The following is a 16,760-nucleotide window of genomic DNA, read 5'->3' on the forward strand; positions in this document are numbered from 1 at the left end:
TAGAGGGTATCCGGCGCGTTCTTGGTGCTTGAGAGAAGGGTGTCGCACCTGTGCATGCGACTTATTCGATAAGAGCCCTTTTGGGCTCTTTGGTCACCTGTGCATGGTGTGACAGGCCGCTGGTTAGTCCGGCTTGATTGATCAAGCCGGGTTACACAGGGGTTACATGGCGACCAGAAAGCAAAAAGCCCAATCCTGAGGATTGGGCTAAGTGCTTGAATTTATTGGTGCCGACTGCCGGTTTCGAACTGGCCACCTGATGATTACAAATCAACTGCTCTACCAAATGAGCTAAGTCGGCAAAAACTGCGCGTTGCGAATTATACGCTATTTAATGCGTGTCAGGGTTGGGCGGCCGCCTTTTTTTGGTGGCTCGTCGTCGCCGGGCGTGGCGTTGTCGCGTTGTTCGGGGGAGCTGGCCGGCACGGACGACAGGGTCGGGCCGCTGGCGGCGGGGGCGAGCACGGGCGGCGGCACGTCGGCGGAAGCGGGGCTGTCCGTCGGTTGCGCGTCGGGGTCATCGTTGCCCAGCACGGGCTCGAAGGCCATGCCCTGTCCGTTTTCGTTGGCGTAGATGGCCATCACGTTGTCGACCGGCACGTAGATTTCGCGCGAGACGCCGCCGAAGCGGGCGTGGAAGCGGATGGCGTCGTTGTCCATCTTCAGGCCGCTGGTGGCGCCGAAGCTGATGTTGAGCACGATTTCGCCCTTTTTCACGTATTCCATCGGTACTGTGGTGCGCGAATCGACTTTGACCGCGAGATAAGGCGTGTAGCCGCTGTCGGTGCACCATTCGTAGATGGCGCGCAGCATATAAGGTTTGGTTGAGATTTCAGACATGATAGGCACTGTGAGGCGGGAGCGCCCCCGTCAGCATGAGGCGGGCGCACCGGTAGTTCAAAAGACTGGGACAGCGCAAAAAACAACTTTAACACGTGGCCCAAGATGCCCCAGAAAGCGTCGCGAGCAAGCCCGATATCGGCTTGAGTAACGCAGCCGTACTTCAGTACGGCGGGTAACGCCGAGTCGAGAGCGGGCTGCGCAGCAGCTTTATGGGGATATCTTTTAGCGGCGCATGACTTTTTCGGATGGCGTCAGCGCTTCGATGTAGGCAGGACGCGAGAAGATGCGTTCGGCGTATTTCATCAGCGGTGCAGCCGTCTTCGACAGTTCGATGCCGTAGTGGTCCAGGCGCCACAGCAGCGGCGCGACAGCCACGTCGAGCATCGAGAATTCGTCGCCCAGCATGTACTTGTTTTTCAGGAACAGCGGCGCCAGGGTCGTCAGGCGGTCGCGGATTTCCGCGCGTGCCTTGTCGTGGGCCTTGTCGTTGCTCTTGGCGCGTTCGCTTTCCAGCACGTGCACGTGCACGAACAGTTCTTTTTCGAAATTGAACAGCATCAGGCGCGCGCGGGCACGCATCAGCGGATCGGCCGGCATCAGCTGCGGATGCGGGAAGCGCTCATCGATGTACTCGTTGATGATGTTCGATTCATACAGGATCAGTTCGCGCTCGACCAGGATGGGCACCTGGCCATACGGATTCATGGTCGAAATGTCTTCCGGTTTGTTGAACAGGTCGACGTCGCGCACTTCGAAGTCCATGCCTTTTTCAAACAGGACCAGGCGGCAGCGTTGCGAAAATGGGCAGGTTGTACCCGAATAGAGAACCATCATTTTTTATAGTTCCTTAGAAACAAAGGGGGTGAAGCCGTGAACGGCTCACCCCAGGTCGCTTGTCCACTCATGCGGACAACGCAGAAACAGGCATAAACCGGCCTATGGCCGGCGCCTCACTTATTTGACTTCCTTCCAGAACGACGCGTTAAGGCGCCATGCCAGCAGAGCAAAGACCGACAGGAACAGCAGTACCCAAACGCCCAGGCGCTTGCGTGTCTGCTGTGCCGGTTCGGCCATCCACTCCATGTAGCCGACCAGGTCGGCTACCGCATTGTCGTACTCGATCTTGTTCAACGTACCTGGCTTGACCTGCTCGAAGCCGGTAAATTTGTGGATCTTCTTGCCAGCTTCGTGCGGATCGTTCTCTTCCACGAACTTGGCAGTCTGGACACCTTGCAATTCCCATAATACATGCGGCATGGCAACATTCGGCACGACCATATTGTTCCAGCCGGTCGGACGAGTGTCGTCTTTATAGAACGTACGCAGGTAAGTATACAGGTAGTCGCCGCCTGTGCCAGCGGAAGATGATTTCGCGCGCGAAATTACCGACAAATCCGGCGGTACGACACCAAAGAAGGCCTTGGCGTCCTGCGGCGCCAGGCTGGTCGTCATCAAGTCGCCGACTTTATCGCCGGAGAACAACAGATTCTGCTTGATCTGGTCTTCCGTCAAGCCCAGGTCGCGCAGGCGGTTGTAGCGCATCGACACGGCGGCGTGGCAATTCAAGCAATAATTGACGAACAATTTGGCGCCATGTTGCAGCGCTGCCATGTTGGTCTGGCGGTCAGGCGCCTTGTCCAGCGGAAAGCCGCCTTCGCTGGCGAGAGCCATGGCGGGCACGAGTGCCAGGATGGCGAGCAGTTTTTTTGCAATCTTCATATGATGTATGTCCTTTGAGCGTGGCGTGAGAGCGGCTTAGTGCGGGTGAAACGTCACACGCGACGGCACGGTCTTGAACTTGCCCATGGCACTCCACCATGGCATCAGCAGGAAGAAGCTGAAGTAAATCAGGGTGCACACTTGCGACACGATGGTTCTGAAGTCCGTTGGCGGCTGGGTACCGAGGTAGCCGAGGATCAGGAACGACAGGCCGAAGATGGCGTACACATATTTGTGCCAGTTCGGACGGTAGCGGATCGATTTCACGGGCGAATGGTCGAGCCATGGCAGGAACGCCAGGATCACGACGGAACCGCCGAAGAACACCACGCCCCAGAATTTCGCATCGAGCACCTGCGGCAGCATGCCGATGATGGCGACGATGGCGATGCCGGCGATGATGGACTTGACCGTCGTCGACAGGCGCGACTTGAGCCAGATGAACACCACGTAGGCGGCCACGGCACCCATCAGCACGTACATGAAGTCGGCCGTGGTGGCGCGCAGCACCGAGTAGAACGGCGTGAAGTACCAGGTTGGCGCGATGTGCAGCGGGGTTTTCAGCGAGTCGCCCGGCAGGAAGTTGTTGTATTCCAGGAAGTAACCGCCCATTTCCGGCGCGAAGAAGACGACGGCGCTGAAAATGACGAGGAAGATCGAGACGCCGAACAGGTCGTGCACGGTGTAGTAAGGATGCGAAGGGATCGAATCGACGGGGTGGCCATCGGCGCCCAGGTTTTCCTTCACTTCGATGCCGTCCGGATTGCTCGAGCCGACTTCATGCAGGGCGATCAAGTGCGCTGCAACCAAGCCCAGCAGTACCAGCGGGATGGCGATCACGTGGAAGGCGAAGAAGCGGTTCAGGGTGGCGTCGGACACCACGTAGTCGCCGCGGATCCACAACGACAGGTCAGGGCCGATGAACGGGATGGCGCCGAACAGGTTGACGATCACTTGTGCGCCCCAGTACGACATCTGGCCCCATGGCAGCAGGTAGCCGAAGAACGCTTCGGCCATCAGGCACAGGAAGATGGCGAAACCGAACAGCCAGATCAGTTCACGTGGCTTGCGGTACGAACCGTACAGCAGGCCGCGCGTCATGTGCAGGTAGACGATGATGAAGAAGGCCGAGGCGCCCGTCGAGTGCATGTAGCGCACCAGCCAGCCCCACGGCACTTCGCGCATGATGTACTCGACGGAATTGAAGGCCAGGGCCGCATCCGGTTTGTAGTGCATGGTCAGGAAGATGCCGGTGACGATCTGCAAGACCAGCACCAGCATGGCCAGCGAGCCGAAGATGTACCAGAAATTGAAGTTTTTCGGGGCGTAGTACTTGCCCCATTGGTCATTCCACAGCTTGGTCAGGGGAAAGCGGTCATCGACCCAGCCCAGCGCTTTTTCGGCGGCGGGAGCGTCTGCCGGAAATTTCGTTTCTTTGAAAGCAGCCATGATCAAGCCTCGCCTTTCTCGTCTTTACCTATCAGCAATTTGGTGTCGCTCAGGTACATATGGCGCGGCACTTGCAGGTTGTCCGGCGCCGGCTTGTTCTTGAACACGCGGCCTGCCATGTCGAATGTGGAGCCGTGGCAAGGGCACAGGAAGCCGCCTTCCCAGTCATCGGGCAGCGACGGTTGCGGGCCGGGGGCAAATTTCGAGGAAGGGGAGCAGCCCAGATGGGTGCAGATGCCGACGGCGACGAGAATTTCAGGCTTGATCGAACGCGCCTCGTTCATGCAGTATTCCGGCGTGAATTCGGCGGGATTGCGCTGGGAATTGGCATCGGCGACTTTGCCGTCGGTCTTTTTCAGCGACGCGATCATTTCCGGCGTGCGCTTCAGGATCCAGACCGGCTTGCCGCGCCATTCGACGGTGCGCATTTCGCCGGGTTGCAAGGTGGTGATGTCTACTTCGACCGGCGCGCCAGCCGCTTTCGCGCGCTCCGACGGCTGGAAGGTGCTTACCAAGGCTCCCGCGGTTGCCAATCCAACTACACTGCCCGCCGCGCACGTGGCGACGAGCAAGCCGCGACGGCCTGAATCGACCTGCTTTTCGTTACTCATGCAAACCCCAATCAGTCAAAATGCGAATCTTTATTATGAGTGGCAGCCGCGAAAAACCCGTCGCCGAAGCTCTATCCCACTGATTGCCGCAACCCGCATCTTTGTACGGTAAAGTGGCAACATCCCTGCGGAACTTCGGACTATGGCGCAGCCCGTGCCAGTTTCTTGTTGATTATCCGGAAGTGAAAAAGCCACTTCTGGCAACCGCAAATTATAAGTGAAGCAAACAACGAATCAAACAAAAACGTTGCTTGTACCATAATTTATATACTTTTGCAGGAGGTGGCTAGTTCTTTCGAACTAGATGCGCGCGGCTGTGCACGAATTGGTCCTGCCGGCAACCACAAGTTGGTATCCCCAGGAATCAATAGTATGATCGGCATGTTTTTATATCTATCCGAAGGAGAAATTCATGGCAATGATGAAGGAATTTAAAGAATTTGCAATGAAAGGCAACGTCGTCGATCTGGCGGTCGGTGTCATTATCGGCGGCGCCTTCGGCAAGATTGTCGATTCCTTGGTGCAAGACGTGATCATGCCGCCTATCGGCCGTATTTTCGGCGGCCTCGATTTCGCCAATTACTATCTGCCCCTGAATGGCCAGGCGACGACGATGACCCTGGTGGAAGCGAAAAAAGCGGGCGCCGTGCTGGCCTACGGTAACTTCCTGACCATTTTGCTCAACTTCATCATTCTTGCCTTTATCATCTTCCAGATGGTGCGCCTGATGAACAAGGCCCGCCGCAGCGAACCGGTCGCGCCGGCCCCGGCACCGGCCACGCCGGAAGACATCGTGCTGCTGCGTGAAATCCGCGACTCCCTGCAGCAGAACGCACGCAACAGCAACAATCTGGCAAAATAAGCCGTTCCGGCACCGGCCGGCTGACCTGGGCAGAGAACTGTATGCGACGATTCTGGTTATTGTTTGCGCAAACCGTGACGATCGCGTTGGCGCTGTACTTTGTGTACGGCGCGCTGCGCCCGGCCAGCCGGGTACAGCAGCTGGGCTCTCCCGCCAAGCCGGTGCCCGTGGTGGAAACGGCGTCGAGCAGCCTGGCGCCCGGTTCCTACCGCGACGCGGCGGCGCGCGCCATGCCCGCCGTCGTCAACATCCTCACCCTGCAAGTGCCCAAGCGCGGCGCCCATCCGCTGGCGCGCGATCCCTTCTTTAAACGTTTCTTCGGCGACCGCGACCCGGACGGCGAGGATGACGAGGACTTGAAAAACAGCCTCGGCTCGGGCGTCATCGTCAGCCATGAGGGCTATGTGCTGACCAACAACCACGTGGTCGAAGGCGCCGACGAAATCGAAGTGGTGCTCACGGATGGCCGCAAGGCGCCCGCCAAGGTGGTGGGCCTGGACCCGGAAACGGACCTGGCCGTGATCAAGATCAACCTCGACAAGCTGCCCGTCATCGTGCTGGGCCAGTCGGAACTGGCGCGCGTGGGCGACGTGGTGCTGGCCATCGGCAACCCGTTCGGCGTGGGCCAGACGGTGACCATGGGCATCATCTCCGCCCTGGGCCGCAACAACCTGCACATCAACAGCTTTGAAAACTTCATCCAGACGGATGCGGCGATTAACTTCGGCAACTCGGGCGGGGCCCTGGTCGATACGCGCGGCAACTTGATCGGCATCAATACGGCGATTTACTCGCAAAGCGGCGGCTCCGTCGGCATCGGCTTCGCCATTCCCGTCTCGACGGCCAAGACGGTGATGGAAGCCATCATCAAGGATGGTCACGTGGTGCGCGGCTGGATCGGCGTGGAAACGCAGGACATCACGCCCGAGCTGGCGCAAAGCTTCAACCTGCAGCGCACCAGCGGCGCCATCATCGCCGGCGTGGTGCGCAACGGCCCGGCCGACAAGGCGGGCATCGTGCCCGGCGATATCCTGCTGACGGTGCAAGGCAAGCCCGTCGGCGACACGACGGAAATGCTCAACCTGATCGCCCAACTGCCGCCCGGCGAAAAAGCTAAAATGACGGTGCTGCGCAAGAATCGCGAAGCGGCACTCGACGTGATGGTGGGCAAGCGCCCCATCCCGAAAGAGCTTTCCAAATAGTTGCTGATCGGAATTTGACACATGCATGTGCGTGATTTGACCCAATTTTTACGTGAACTGAGCGACAACAACAACCGTCCCTGGTTTGTCATGAACAAGCCCCGCTACGACATCCTGCGCGAGGAATTCCTTGCGCTGGTGACGTCGCTGATCGGCGAGCTGGGCAAGTTCGATCCGGCCGTGAAATACTGCAATCCGAAGAAGGCCTTGTTCCGCATCAACCGCGACGTACGTTTCGCGCACGACAAGAGTCCCTATAAAACGCGTTTTTCGGCCGCCATCGCGCCGAACGACATGCGCCGTCCCAGCAAGGCGGGCGGTCCCACGTATTATCTGCAGATCGATGGCCAGGGCAACCTGCTGTTCGGCGCCGGCGAATACATGCCGCCGCCGGGCCGCCTGAAGGCGCTGCGCGAACACATGGTCAACGACGCGCCAGGTTTTTCCAAAGTGCTGAAAAATAAGCGCTTGAAGGCCCGTTTCGGCACCATCCAGAACGAGGGCAAGCTGCAGCGCCCGCCCAAGGGCTTCGAGGCGGACGCCGAACATATCGAATTCATCAAGCTGAAAAGCTTTTTTGTCTGGACTGAAGTGCCGCTGCCCGTGAACGCACCCGAGAAACTGCTGCCGACCCTGGCGGAAGGCTTGAAGGATGCGTGGCCGCTGGTCGAGTGGATGCGCGGCGCGAAAGAGCCGGAGGAAGTCACCGAGTAATTGCCGAAGGAGCACATGATGGCACTGGAGCACGCAAGTTCAGGACAGGTGATCGAGGTGCTGCGCCGGGATGGCGACGACCTGTCGCAGTTTTCCGCCATCGCGCTGGCCAGGACGGATGAACTGGAATTGATCCGCATGTGCATGCCCAAGGGCAAGACCATGCCCGAGCATCATGTGCTCGGTGAAATCACCTTGCTGTGCCTGCAAGGGCAGGTGGCGGTGACGGCGCATGGCGGCGAGCACCTGCTGGGGCCGGGGCAGATGCTGTACCTGCTCGGCGGCCAGGCGCACGCGCTGGAAGCGCGCGAAGACAGTCTGTTGTTGCTCACCATACTCATGCACAAGGCGGGCCGCTAGGCGCCGCCCGGTTGATTCTCAGGCCGCCTCGGCGCGCGGATCGCGCGACAGCAGCTGCTGCACCATCACGTGCGGCAAATCGCCATCGAACAGCACGCCGGCCACGGCATTCGTGATCGGCATGTCGACGCCCATGCGGCGCGCCAGTTCGCGCACGGCCTTGGCGCACGGCACGCCTTCGGCCACGTGACCGAGTTCGGCCACGATGGTATCGAGGGCTTTGCCTTGCGCCAGGCCCAGGCCGACCCGGCGGTTGCGCGACAGGTCGCCCGTGCAGGTGAGAATCAAGTCGCCCATGCCCGTCAAGCCCATGAACGTTTCCGCCTGACCACCCAGGGCCGTGCCCAGGCGCGTGATTTCCGCCAGCCCACGCGTGATCAGCGCGGCGCGCGCATTCAAACCCAGGCCCAGGCCGTCGGCCACGCCCGTGGCAATCGCCAGCACGTTCTTGACGGCGCCGCCCACTTCCACGCCTACCACGTCTTCGCTCGCATACACGCGGATGGTGCCGCCATGCAAGGCCGAGACGACGGCGCCGCGCAAGGTGGCGCTGTGCGAGGCGATGGTCAGCGCGCACGGCAGGCCGCGCGCCACTTCCTGCGCGAACGAGGGGCCGGACAGGGCGCCGCCGGCGACCGTGTCGCCCAGCACTTCTTGCACGATCTGGTGCGGCAGCAAGCCCGTGCCGCCTTCAAACCCCTTGCATAGCCACACCAGGCTGCCGATGGCCTTGTCTTTCAGCTGATGCAGCATGGGCCGCAAGCCCGCCACGGGGCAGGCGGCGATCAGGAGGCCATGTTCGCCGCCGGCATGCGCGACGGCGGCGTCGAAATCGGCGCTGATGCGCAGTTGCGGCGGCAAAGGGAAGCCCGGTAAATAGCTGTTTTCACCGCTGGCGGCCATGGCGCCCATGGCCTCGCCGTTGCGGCCCCACAGCAGCACGTCGTGGCGACCGGCCAGGGCCATGGCCACGGCCGTGCCCCAGGCGCCGGCGCCGAGGATGGTGATCTTGCGGGGCAGGGCCTTGGCGGCGGGAGATGTATCTGGAGAAACTTGCATGCAACCTCAGTGGGGCGGAAGAAACGGGTACGGCGCCCGGGCCGGTCGCCCGGTGCGCAGGGCGGGGCTTACAGGCCCCACACTTCGCTGGTCTTGACGTAGCCGCTCTGGCCATCCTTGTGGCGCACCTTGACCCAGCCGGAGCTCGGTTGCTCGCTCATTTCCAGCAGCACACCCTTGTCGACGAGGATGATGGCGGAGGCGGTGTCGTCGGGGCTGGCGCGCACCTTGAGGTTCGCGGCGCGCGCCACGACGTTGCGCTTGGCGGACAAGCCCTTGGCTTCCGTCCAGGCCATTTCGCCGCTGGCGTCGCGCACCTTGACCCAGTCGCCGTAGCTGAGCACGACTTCCAGCGGCATGCCGCGCGGCGCCACGTACAGCTTGCCGCCCTTTGAGGACGGCGCGTCATACAGGATGACGGGGGTCGCGCCCACCGTCTTGAAATCGACGGCGTGGCTGGCGGCGGTCGCCAGCAACAGTACGGCGCCGGCCATCCAGCGGAACTTGCTCAAGAGCGCACTTTTCAACATGATATTTTGAACCTTAACGAAACACGGCGGCCAGGCCGCCGTGTCAGGCCAGCCTTGACGGCCGGCGGGGTCTTGCAAGAGCTTAGTGCGTTTCGCTGGCTGCTGGTGCTGCTGCAGCGGCGTCAGCAATAGCTTGCAGACGTTGTTGGTAGAACACTTCGAAGTTGATCTCGGCCAGGTGCACTGGCGGGAAGCCGGCACGGGTGATCACGTCGGCGATGTTGGCGCGCAGGTAAGGGTAGATGATGTTCGGGCAGCCGATTCCCAGCAGCGGATCGAGTTGATCGGCAGGAATATTACGTGCTTCGAAGATACCGGCTTGCTTGCCTTCGACCAGGAAAGCGACCTTATCGCCGACTTTGGCGGTGACGGTGATGGTCACGGTGGCTTCGAAGATGCCGTCGGCCAGAGGTGCAGCGCCCACGTCCAGAGCTACTTCGATCGCTGGCGCTTCTTGTTCCAGGAAAATAGCTGGGGAATTTGGTTGTTCCAGCGACATGTCTTTCAGGTAGACGCGTTGGATTTGGAAGACTGGTTGCAGGTTTTCGTCAGACATGGAACGCTTTCGTTGTAAAGGACAAGAACGGCACACCGTTCAAATATGGTGCTTGCGGTATTCAAACCGCGCCGGATAGGCGCGGCCAGATCAGGTGCGAGGGCAATTGTATCAAAACAATACGTGAATCGCCACGACAATTGTAGACACTCCTGAGCCATAATATCGGACCCAAGGAGAACTTATGAGTGGCAAGCGGTACACAGAAGAATTCAAGATAGCAGCAGTCAAGCAGGTATCCCACCGTGGGCACCCAGCGAGCGAAGTAGCAGAGCGGCTCGGGGTAAGCATCCACAGCCTGTATGCCTGGACGAAGCGCTATGGCGTGCCTGAGGCAGAGCGCAAGGCTGTCGATGCCCAGTCTGACGAGATGCGGCGCTTGAAGGCTGAACTCAAACGCGTCACGGAGGAGCGTGACATATTGAAAAAAGCCGCGGTGTACTTTGCCAAGACGTCCGGGTAAGGTACACCTTAATTGCAGAGTTACAGGGCCAGTTCCCGGTGCGCCGGCTGTGCAAGGTGCTCGAAGTGCATCCCAGCGGCTTCTATGCCTGGCGCCTCAATCCTGAAAGCCGCCGCGCTAAAGAAGACAAGCGTCTGCTCGTGCCAATCAAGGAGTCATGGTTGGAAAGCGGCAGCGTGTACGGCTACCGCAAAGTGAGCGATGACTTGCGCGAGCTCGGTGAGCAATGCGGCATCAATCGCGTTCACCGCCTCATGAGGTCGGCCGGTATTCGTTCGCAAACCGGTTATGCCAAGCGCAAATACAAACGCGGCGGCGCGCCTTCGCTGGTGGCCCCTAATCATCTACAGCGCCAGTTCAACGTCGAAGAACCGAATCGAGTCTGGGTAACGGATATCACGTATATCCGTACCTACGAAGGTTGGCTCTATCTGGCCGTGGTGCTGGACCTGTTTTCGCGGCAGGTAGTTGGTTGGTCGATGAGTTCGCGCATCGATCGAGAGGTGGCGATGAACGCGCTCCTGATGGCTGTCTGGCGCCGGCAGCCCAAGAATACGGTGATGGTGCATTCCGATCAGGGCAGCCAGTTCAGCAGCTACGACTGGCGCGACTTCTTGGACGAGCACAACCTGCATCAGAGCATGAGCCGACGCGGGAATTGTCATGACAACGCCGTCGCCGAAAGCTTCTTTCAGCTCTTGAAACGGGAACGAATTAGACGAAAGACATACGGCACCAGGGATGAAGCAAAGCAGGATGTCTTCGATTACATCGAGATGTTTTACAATCCAAAGCGTCGGCACAGCTTCAGCAATGACTTGTCGCCGGTCGAATATGAAAAGCAGTATTTCCAGCGGCTTGCGAGTGTCTAGAAAACTCGTGGCGATTCAACGACAAAAAACCAAGCAATTTCTCGAACCCGCTTTATATCAGGCTGCCGTGCCATTTAACAAGGGGTCGAGCTTGCCAGCTTGATCAAGCGCATACAAATCGTCGAATCCGCCCACGTGGGTGTCGCCCACATAGATTTGCGGCACCGTGCGGCGGCCCGTGCGTTCCATCATCTTGATGCGTTCTTCCGGGTCGAGGTCGACGCGGATCTTTTGCACGGCGACGCCCTTGGCTTCCAACAGGCGCTCGGCGCGCACGCAATACGGGCACACGGCGGTGCTATACACAATTACGGGGACGGTCATGATGATTCCTTCTAATTAAATGCCGGCTTACTTCGCCAGCGACAGGGTTTTCAATGGCAAACCCTGCTTTTTCCATTCGTCGAGGCCGCCTTCCAGGCTTGTTGCCTCAGCGAAACCGGCTTTGCCCAGCAGGCCGACGGCGGTTGCCGAACGCGAACCTTTCTGGCAAACCACTACAATGGGGCGCGTTTTGAATTTTTCCAGCTCGCCCATGCGTTTTGCCAGTTCCGGCAGCGGAATATTTTTTGCGTCAGGCAAGTGGCCTGTGGCGAATTCTTCCGCGCTGCGCACGTCGACGATGATGGTCTTGCCACGGTTGATCAGTTGCGTGACTTCCAGCACGGTCGCGCGCTTGCCGCGCATCGACAGCAGTGGCCAGAGGAGGGCGCCGCCGGAAATAATGACGATGGCAAACAGAAAAATGTGGTCGATAATGAATTTCACGTAGGGTCCAATGGTTTAAGTCAATCCGCGCATTATAAAATAGAAGCTGGACGAGGTCTTTTTACGTTTTGCTTTTTTGATTTGAACCCCTTGAGAAGATAGAACTATGTACAAAATCGTTTTCATGCGTCACGGCGAGTCCACCTGGAACCTCGATAACCGCTTCACCGGCTGGACCGACGTCGATCTGACGGAAAAGGGCGTCAACGAAGCCAAGGCCGCCGGCCAGATCCTCAAGCAGGAAGGTTTTACGTTCGACGTGGCCTACACTTCCGTCCTGAAGCGCGCCATCCGCACCCTGTGGCTGGCGCTCGACGAGATGGACATGATGTATTTGCCGATCAAGAACGACTGGCGCTTGAACGAGCGTCACTACGGCGCCCTGCAAGGCCTGGACAAGGGCGAGACAGCCGCCAAGTATGGCGACGAGCAAGTACTGGTGTGGCGCCGCAGCTACGACACGCCGCCGCCGCCGCTGGAAGCGAACGACGACCGTGCCTCGTACAACGATCCGCGCTATGCCGGCTTGCCGAAAGCGTCGATTCCGCTGACCGAATGCCTGAAAGACACCGTGGCGCGCGTGATGCCGGCCTGGGATGAAGAAATCGCCCCGGCCATCCGCGCCGGCAAGAAAATCATCATTTCGGCCCACGGCAACAGCCTGCGCGCGCTGATCAAGATGCTCGATGGCATCAGCGACAGCGACATCGTCGGCCTGAACATCCCGAACGGCCAGCCGCTCGTGTATGAACTGGATGCCGACCTGAAACCGATCCGTCATTACTACCTGGGCGACCCGGCAGCGATTGCGGCAGCGCAAGCTGCCGTGGCGAACCAAGGGAAGGCCAAGTAACTTGTTGTCTTTCTTCCGCGGCACAGCGATCGCCCCCTCTGCTGAACGACCCCTGCCGGCGTGGCGCGCCGGCGCCATGCTGTGCGCAGCGCTGCTCTTCTCGAGCGGTGCCGCACAGGGTGCCAAGCCCACCGAACGCAGCAAGCAGAAAGCGGCCGCGGAAGCACAACGTGCTGGATTGCAACAAAAGCTGACGGCGCTCAAGCGCGACATCAGCCGCACGGAAAGCGCCAAGGATGACGCGGCCGATACCCTGGCCGAGTCGGAAGAGGCCATTTCCAACGCCAACCGCGCCTTGCGCGACCTGGCGCAGGAACAAAGCGAGACGGGCGTGAAGCTGACGGCGCTGGGGCAGGAGCACCAGCAGCTGACGGCCACCGTCGAGAAACAAAAGACGCAGCTGTCAAAGTTGCTGCGTGAACAATATGTCGCCGGCAACGAAGACCGCATCAAGCTGCTCTTGTCGGGCGATAACCCGAACCGCATCAACCGCGACTTGCAATTGATGGCGTATGTGTCGCAGGCGCAGGCGCGTCTGCTCGATGCCTTGCGCGCCAACTTGCTGGCCGTGGAGAAAAACCAGGCGGACGTGCAAAACGCCAAGGACGAGCTGGAAGAAATCGCGCAGGAAGAGCGCGACCAGAAGGCTTTGCTGGTGCAGGAGAAGGCGCGCCGCGCCGCCTTGCTGACGAGCTTGTCGCAGCGCCTGGTGGCGCAGCGCAAGGAAGTGGGCAATGTCGAGCGCGACGAACAGCGCATGGGCAACCTGGTCGACAAGCTGGCGAAATTGATCGAAGAGCAAGCCGCGGCCGCCGCGGCCGAAAAGAAACGCCAGCAATTGCTGGCCGAGCAGCGCGCCGCCGCCAAGGCCGCCGCTGATGCCAGGATCGCGGCGGAAAAGCGCGAACGCCTGCTGGCCGCGCGCGCCAAGGCCGCCCAAGCGCAGGCCGAACGCGAACGCATTGCGAAAGAGCAACAAAACAAATCGGGCAAGATCAAGCCGCAGACGCCGCCAGCGCCGCCCGTGAAGCTGGAACCGATCGACGACGACGAGCCGCCGCAAGTGGCCAAGGTGGCGCCGAAACCCGAACCGAAGCCGGAACCGGAGCCGGAACGCCCAAGCCTGGGCCCGGCCGCGCCGGCGGGTGCCTTTGCCAGCATGAAAGGGCAGCTGCGCGCGCCCGTGGCGGGCAAGATCGCCGCCCGCTTCGGCAGCAAGCGCGGTGACGGCCCCAGCTGGAAGGGCGTGTTCATCCGCACGGGCGAAGGCAGCGAAATCCACGCCATCGCCGGCGGCCGCGTCGTGTTTTCCGACTGGCTGCGCGGTTTCGGCAATTTGATCATCGTCGACCATGGCGGCCAGTACATGAGTATTTATGGCAATAACCAATCCTTGCTGAAACGCGTGGGCGATGCCGTCAAGGGCGGCGACGCCATTGCCAGCGCGGGCAACAGCGGCGGCAACGAGGAATCAGGGCTATACTTTGAACTGCGTCATCAGGGCCGCGCCTTCGACCCCGCCACCTGGGTGAAGTTTTAAGTTCCCACCATTGCTGCGGCAGCAAAATTGTAGATTGCGAAGAATACATGGGTATCAAAGTCAAAAGTATCGGCCTGATCGGTCTGGGCGTACTGGCCGGCATCGGCATGTCGCTGCAGTTCCCGGCCGTGGCGCAGAAAATCACGAATGCCCCGCTGCCGCTCGACGAGCTGCGCCAGCTGTCCGACGTCTTCGGCCTGATCAAGACCGATTACGTCGAGAAGGTGGAAGACAAGAAACTCTTGACGGAAGCCATTTCCGGCATGGTGTCCTCGCTGGACCCGCATTCCGTCTATCTCGATAAGAATGCCTTCAAGGAAATGCGCGAAAGCGTGCAGGGCAAGTTTGTCGGCATCGGCATCGAAGTGAGCATGGAAGACGGCTACGTGAAAGTCGTCTCGCCCATCGAAGACAGCCCCGCCGCCAAGGCCGGCATCCAGGCGGGCGATTTCATCACCCGCCTCGACAATCTGCCGCTGAAGGGCATGCAGCTGGAAGAAGTCATCAAGAAGATGCGCGGCCAGCCGGGCAGCAAGCTGGTGCTGACCATGTCGCGCAAGGGCGAAAGCAAGCCGCTGGTCTTCCCCATCGTGCGCGAGGAAATCCGCGTGCAGAGCGTGAAGGCCAAGATGGTCGCGCCCGGCTATGCCTGGCTGCGCATCGCCCAGTTCCAGGAACCGACCGTCGATGACATGGTCAAAAAGATCAACGCGCTGTATGCGCAAGACCCCAAGCTCAAGGGCCTGGTGCTGGACTTGCGCAACGATCCCGGCGGCGTCGTGCCGGGGGCGATCGGCGTGGCGACGGCATTTCTTCCGGGGAATTCCGTGATCGTGTCCACCAAGGGCCAGTTGCCGGAATCGAAACAGGTGTTTTATGGCCGCCGTGAATTCTATGCGCCGCCGGGCGCCAAGGCCGACCCGCTGGCCAAGCTGCCGGCCGCGCTGAAAACCGTGCCGCTGGTGGTGCTGGTCAATGCCGGCTCCGCGTCCGCCTCGGAAATCGTCGCCGGCGCCTTGCAGGATTACCAGCGCGCCACCGTCATCGGCACGCAGACATTCGGCAAGGGTTCCGTGCAAACCTTGCGCCAGATCACGGCCGACACGGCCGTCAAGCTGACGACGGCCCGCTACTACACGCCGAAAGGCCGGGCCATCCAGGCGCGCGGCATCGTGCCCGACCTGCTGGTCGATGAAACGGCCGAGGGCGACGGCTGGAACAGCCTGCGCGTGCGCGAAGCGGACCTGGAAAAACACTTGAGCAGCGACGACGGCAAGCCGGAAGCGGCCAAGCCGACCATGGAAGGCATGCAGGATCAGCTGGAAGAAGAGCAGCGCCTGATCGCCACGGCGAAAAAGCGCAAGCCGCTCGAATACGGCGCCAAGGACGATTTCCAGCTGCAACAAGCCTTGAACCACTTCCAGGGCTTGCCGGTGCAACTGGCCAAGGTGGACCCGAAGGTGGAGAAGATCGGCGCCAAGCCGGAAATCGCTTCCGACATCAAGGCCGATGACAAGAAGATTCCCGTGCGCAAACCGTAGTCGCCGCCATGAACGACGCCCAATTGCTGCGCTATTCGCGCCACATCCTGTTAGACGAGATCGGCATCGAAGGCCAGCAAGCCTTGCTCGATGCGCATGTGCTGGTGATCGGCGCGGGCGGGCTCGGTTCGCCCGCGGCCATGTACCTGGCCGCCAGCGGCGTCGGCAAGCTGACCCTGGTCGATGACGATACGGTCGACCTGACCAATCTGCAGCGCCAGATCGCCCACACGACACAGCGCGTGGGCCAGCCGAAAGTGCTGTCGGCGCGCGAAACCTTGACCGGCATCAACCCCGAGATAGCCATCATCGCCTTGCAGGAGCGCCTCGACGGCGCGCGCCTGGCCGAACTGGTCTGCTCCAGCACGGTGGTGCTCGACTGCACCGACAACTTCGCCACGCGCCACGCCGTCAACCGCGCCTGCGTGGCGGCTGGGGTGCCGCTGGTATCGGGCGCCGTGATCCGTTTCGACGGGCAAGTGAGCGTGTTCGACCCGCGCACGGGCACGCAACCCTGTTATTCCTGCCTGTTTCCGCAGGAGCAGCAGTTCACGGACGAGGCGTGCTCGACCATGGGCGTGTTCGCGCCGCTGGTGGGCGTGGTGGGCGCCATGCAGGCGGCCGAGGCCTTGAAACTGATCATGGGCGTGGGTGCATCCTTGGCCGGGCGCCTGCTGCTGCTCGACGGCTTGCACATGGAATGGAGCAGCATGCGCGTCGCGCGCGATCCCGGCTGCGCCGTTTGCGGTGAAGTGGTCTTGCCCGCCTGACGGCCGCCGCACAAATTTTTCCCCATATGACAGGCTTTGTCATATTTC

At 60.6% G+C, this 16,760-nt stretch carries 19 protein-coding genes and 1 tRNA gene; 9 read left to right on the plus strand and 11 right to left on the minus strand.

The window, feature by feature from the left end; all coding sequences use genetic code 11:
- Window positions 1-225: 225 nt before the first annotated feature.
- From JAB4_RS02805 to petA, 6 genes are all read right to left on the minus strand, one after another.
- A tRNA-Thr gene (locus JAB4_RS02805) sits at window positions 226-301 on the minus strand.
- A 26-nt stretch (window positions 302-327) separates the two neighbouring features.
- Complete coding sequence (locus JAB4_RS02810) at window positions 328-840, minus strand: ClpXP protease specificity-enhancing factor (RefSeq protein ID WP_070223748.1); 513 nt, start codon at window positions 838-840, stop codon at window positions 328-330.
- Between the two features lie 225 nt (window positions 841-1,065).
- Window positions 1,066-1,677, minus strand: coding sequence for a glutathione S-transferase N-terminal domain-containing protein (locus JAB4_RS02815; RefSeq protein ID WP_010394154.1), 612 nt, complete (start codon window positions 1,675-1,677; stop codon window positions 1,066-1,068).
- Between the two features lie 120 nt (window positions 1,678-1,797).
- The gene (locus tag JAB4_RS02820) at window positions 1,798-2,562 is read right to left on the minus strand and encodes a cytochrome c1 (protein ID WP_070223750.1); all 765 of its coding nucleotides are present in this window, start codon (window positions 2,560-2,562) and stop codon (window positions 1,798-1,800) included.
- Window positions 2,563-2,598: 36 nt separating this feature from the next.
- Window positions 2,599-4,011, minus strand: coding sequence for a cytochrome bc complex cytochrome b subunit (locus JAB4_RS02825; protein ID WP_070223764.1), 1,413 nt, complete (start codon window positions 4,009-4,011; stop codon window positions 2,599-2,601).
- A gap of 2 nt (window positions 4,012-4,013) precedes the next feature.
- Window positions 4,014-4,622, minus strand: coding sequence for a ubiquinol-cytochrome c reductase iron-sulfur subunit (gene petA / locus JAB4_RS02830; RefSeq protein WP_034753009.1), 609 nt, complete (start codon window positions 4,620-4,622; stop codon window positions 4,014-4,016).
- A gap of 412 nt (window positions 4,623-5,034) precedes the next feature.
- Between petA and mscL the strand changes: the two genes are divergently transcribed.
- The 4 genes from mscL to JAB4_RS02850 are packed head-to-tail and all read left to right on the plus strand — an operon-like array spanning window position 5,035 to window position 7,760.
- Window positions 5,035-5,484, plus strand: a complete 450-nt coding sequence (mscL, locus tag JAB4_RS02835) for a large conductance mechanosensitive channel protein MscL (RefSeq protein WP_070223752.1) — start codon at window positions 5,035-5,037, stop codon at window positions 5,482-5,484.
- A gap of 41 nt (window positions 5,485-5,525) precedes the next feature.
- The gene (locus JAB4_RS02840; protein ID WP_071650259.1) at window positions 5,526-6,686 is read left to right on the plus strand and encodes a Do family serine endopeptidase; all 1,161 of its coding nucleotides are present in this window, start codon (window positions 5,526-5,528) and stop codon (window positions 6,684-6,686) included.
- A 21-nt stretch (window positions 6,687-6,707) separates the two neighbouring features.
- Window positions 6,708-7,400 (plus strand): DUF2461 domain-containing protein, encoded by a 693-nt coding sequence (locus JAB4_RS02845; protein WP_070223756.1) that lies wholly within the window; start codon window positions 6,708-6,710, stop codon window positions 7,398-7,400.
- 15 nt (window positions 7,401-7,415) lie between these two features.
- Window positions 7,416-7,760 carry a cupin domain-containing protein gene (locus JAB4_RS02850; protein ID WP_227742087.1) on the plus strand — a complete coding sequence of 115 codons (345 nt, stop codon included), beginning with the start codon at window positions 7,416-7,418 and terminating at the stop codon, window positions 7,758-7,760.
- 18 nt (window positions 7,761-7,778) lie between these two features.
- Here the strand turns inward: JAB4_RS02850 and JAB4_RS02855 are convergent, their stop codons facing one another.
- The 3 genes from JAB4_RS02855 to secB form a co-directional block, all read right to left on the minus strand.
- Window positions 7,779-8,819, minus strand: a complete 1,041-nt coding sequence (locus JAB4_RS02855; protein ID WP_070223758.1) for an NAD(P)H-dependent glycerol-3-phosphate dehydrogenase — start codon at window positions 8,817-8,819, stop codon at window positions 7,779-7,781.
- Window positions 8,820-8,887: 68 nt separating this feature from the next.
- Window positions 8,888-9,349 carry an SH3 domain-containing protein gene (locus tag JAB4_RS02860; RefSeq protein WP_070223762.1) on the minus strand — a complete coding sequence of 154 codons (462 nt, stop codon included), beginning with the start codon at window positions 9,347-9,349 and terminating at the stop codon, window positions 8,888-8,890.
- Window positions 9,350-9,431: 82 nt separating this feature from the next.
- Window positions 9,432-9,905, minus strand: coding sequence for a protein-export chaperone SecB (gene secB / locus JAB4_RS02865; protein ID WP_010394167.1), 474 nt, complete (start codon window positions 9,903-9,905; stop codon window positions 9,432-9,434).
- Window positions 9,906-10,089: 184 nt separating this feature from the next.
- On the opposite strand from secB, the gene JAB4_RS02870 reads away from it, so the two are divergent.
- Window positions 10,090-11,240 (plus strand): IS3 family transposase gene (locus JAB4_RS02870; RefSeq protein WP_139143955.1). Its coding sequence is split into 2 segments (ribosomal slippage): window positions 10,090-10,336 and window positions 10,336-11,240, totalling 1,152 coding nucleotides; the frame shifts between segments, so codons are not numbered across the junction.
- A 57-nt stretch (window positions 11,241-11,297) separates the two neighbouring features.
- Here JAB4_RS02870 and grxC read toward each other — a convergent pair.
- Together grxC and JAB4_RS02880 are read right to left on the minus strand one after the other, a co-directional pair.
- Window positions 11,298-11,564: a glutaredoxin 3 gene (gene grxC / locus JAB4_RS02875; RefSeq protein ID WP_070220900.1), complete on the minus strand. Its 267-nt coding sequence runs from the start codon at window positions 11,562-11,564 to the stop codon at window positions 11,298-11,300.
- 27 nt (window positions 11,565-11,591) lie between these two features.
- On the minus strand, window positions 11,592-12,008 hold the full coding sequence (locus JAB4_RS02880) for a rhodanese-like domain-containing protein (RefSeq protein ID WP_070220898.1): 417 nt from the start codon (window positions 12,006-12,008) through the stop codon (window positions 11,592-11,594).
- A gap of 106 nt (window positions 12,009-12,114) precedes the next feature.
- Between JAB4_RS02880 and gpmA the strand changes: the two genes are divergently transcribed.
- The 4 genes from gpmA to moeB all read left to right on the plus strand — a co-directional run bounded on the left by gpmA (window position 12,115) and on the right by moeB (window position 16,712).
- Window positions 12,115-12,861 (plus strand): 2,3-diphosphoglycerate-dependent phosphoglycerate mutase, encoded by a 747-nt coding sequence (gene gpmA / locus JAB4_RS02885; protein ID WP_070220895.1) that lies wholly within the window; start codon window positions 12,115-12,117, stop codon window positions 12,859-12,861.
- A gap of 76 nt (window positions 12,862-12,937) precedes the next feature.
- A complete protein-coding gene (locus tag JAB4_RS02890) occupies window positions 12,938-14,401 on the plus strand; it encodes a peptidoglycan DD-metalloendopeptidase family protein (protein ID WP_070220893.1) in 1,464 nt (487 codons plus the stop codon).
- A gap of 47 nt (window positions 14,402-14,448) precedes the next feature.
- Window positions 14,449-15,942: a S41 family peptidase gene (locus JAB4_RS02895; protein WP_070220891.1), complete on the plus strand. Its 1,494-nt coding sequence runs from the start codon at window positions 14,449-14,451 to the stop codon at window positions 15,940-15,942.
- 8 nt (window positions 15,943-15,950) lie between these two features.
- Entirely contained in the window at window positions 15,951-16,712 is a 762-nt protein-coding gene (gene moeB, locus JAB4_RS02900; protein ID WP_070220889.1) for a molybdopterin-synthase adenylyltransferase MoeB, read from the plus strand.
- The last annotated feature ends 48 nt before the right edge of the window (window positions 16,713-16,760 follow it).

The organism is Janthinobacterium sp. HH102 (assembly GCF_001758625.2).
Lineage (GTDB): Bacteria > Pseudomonadota > Gammaproteobacteria > Burkholderiales > Burkholderiaceae_D > Janthinobacterium.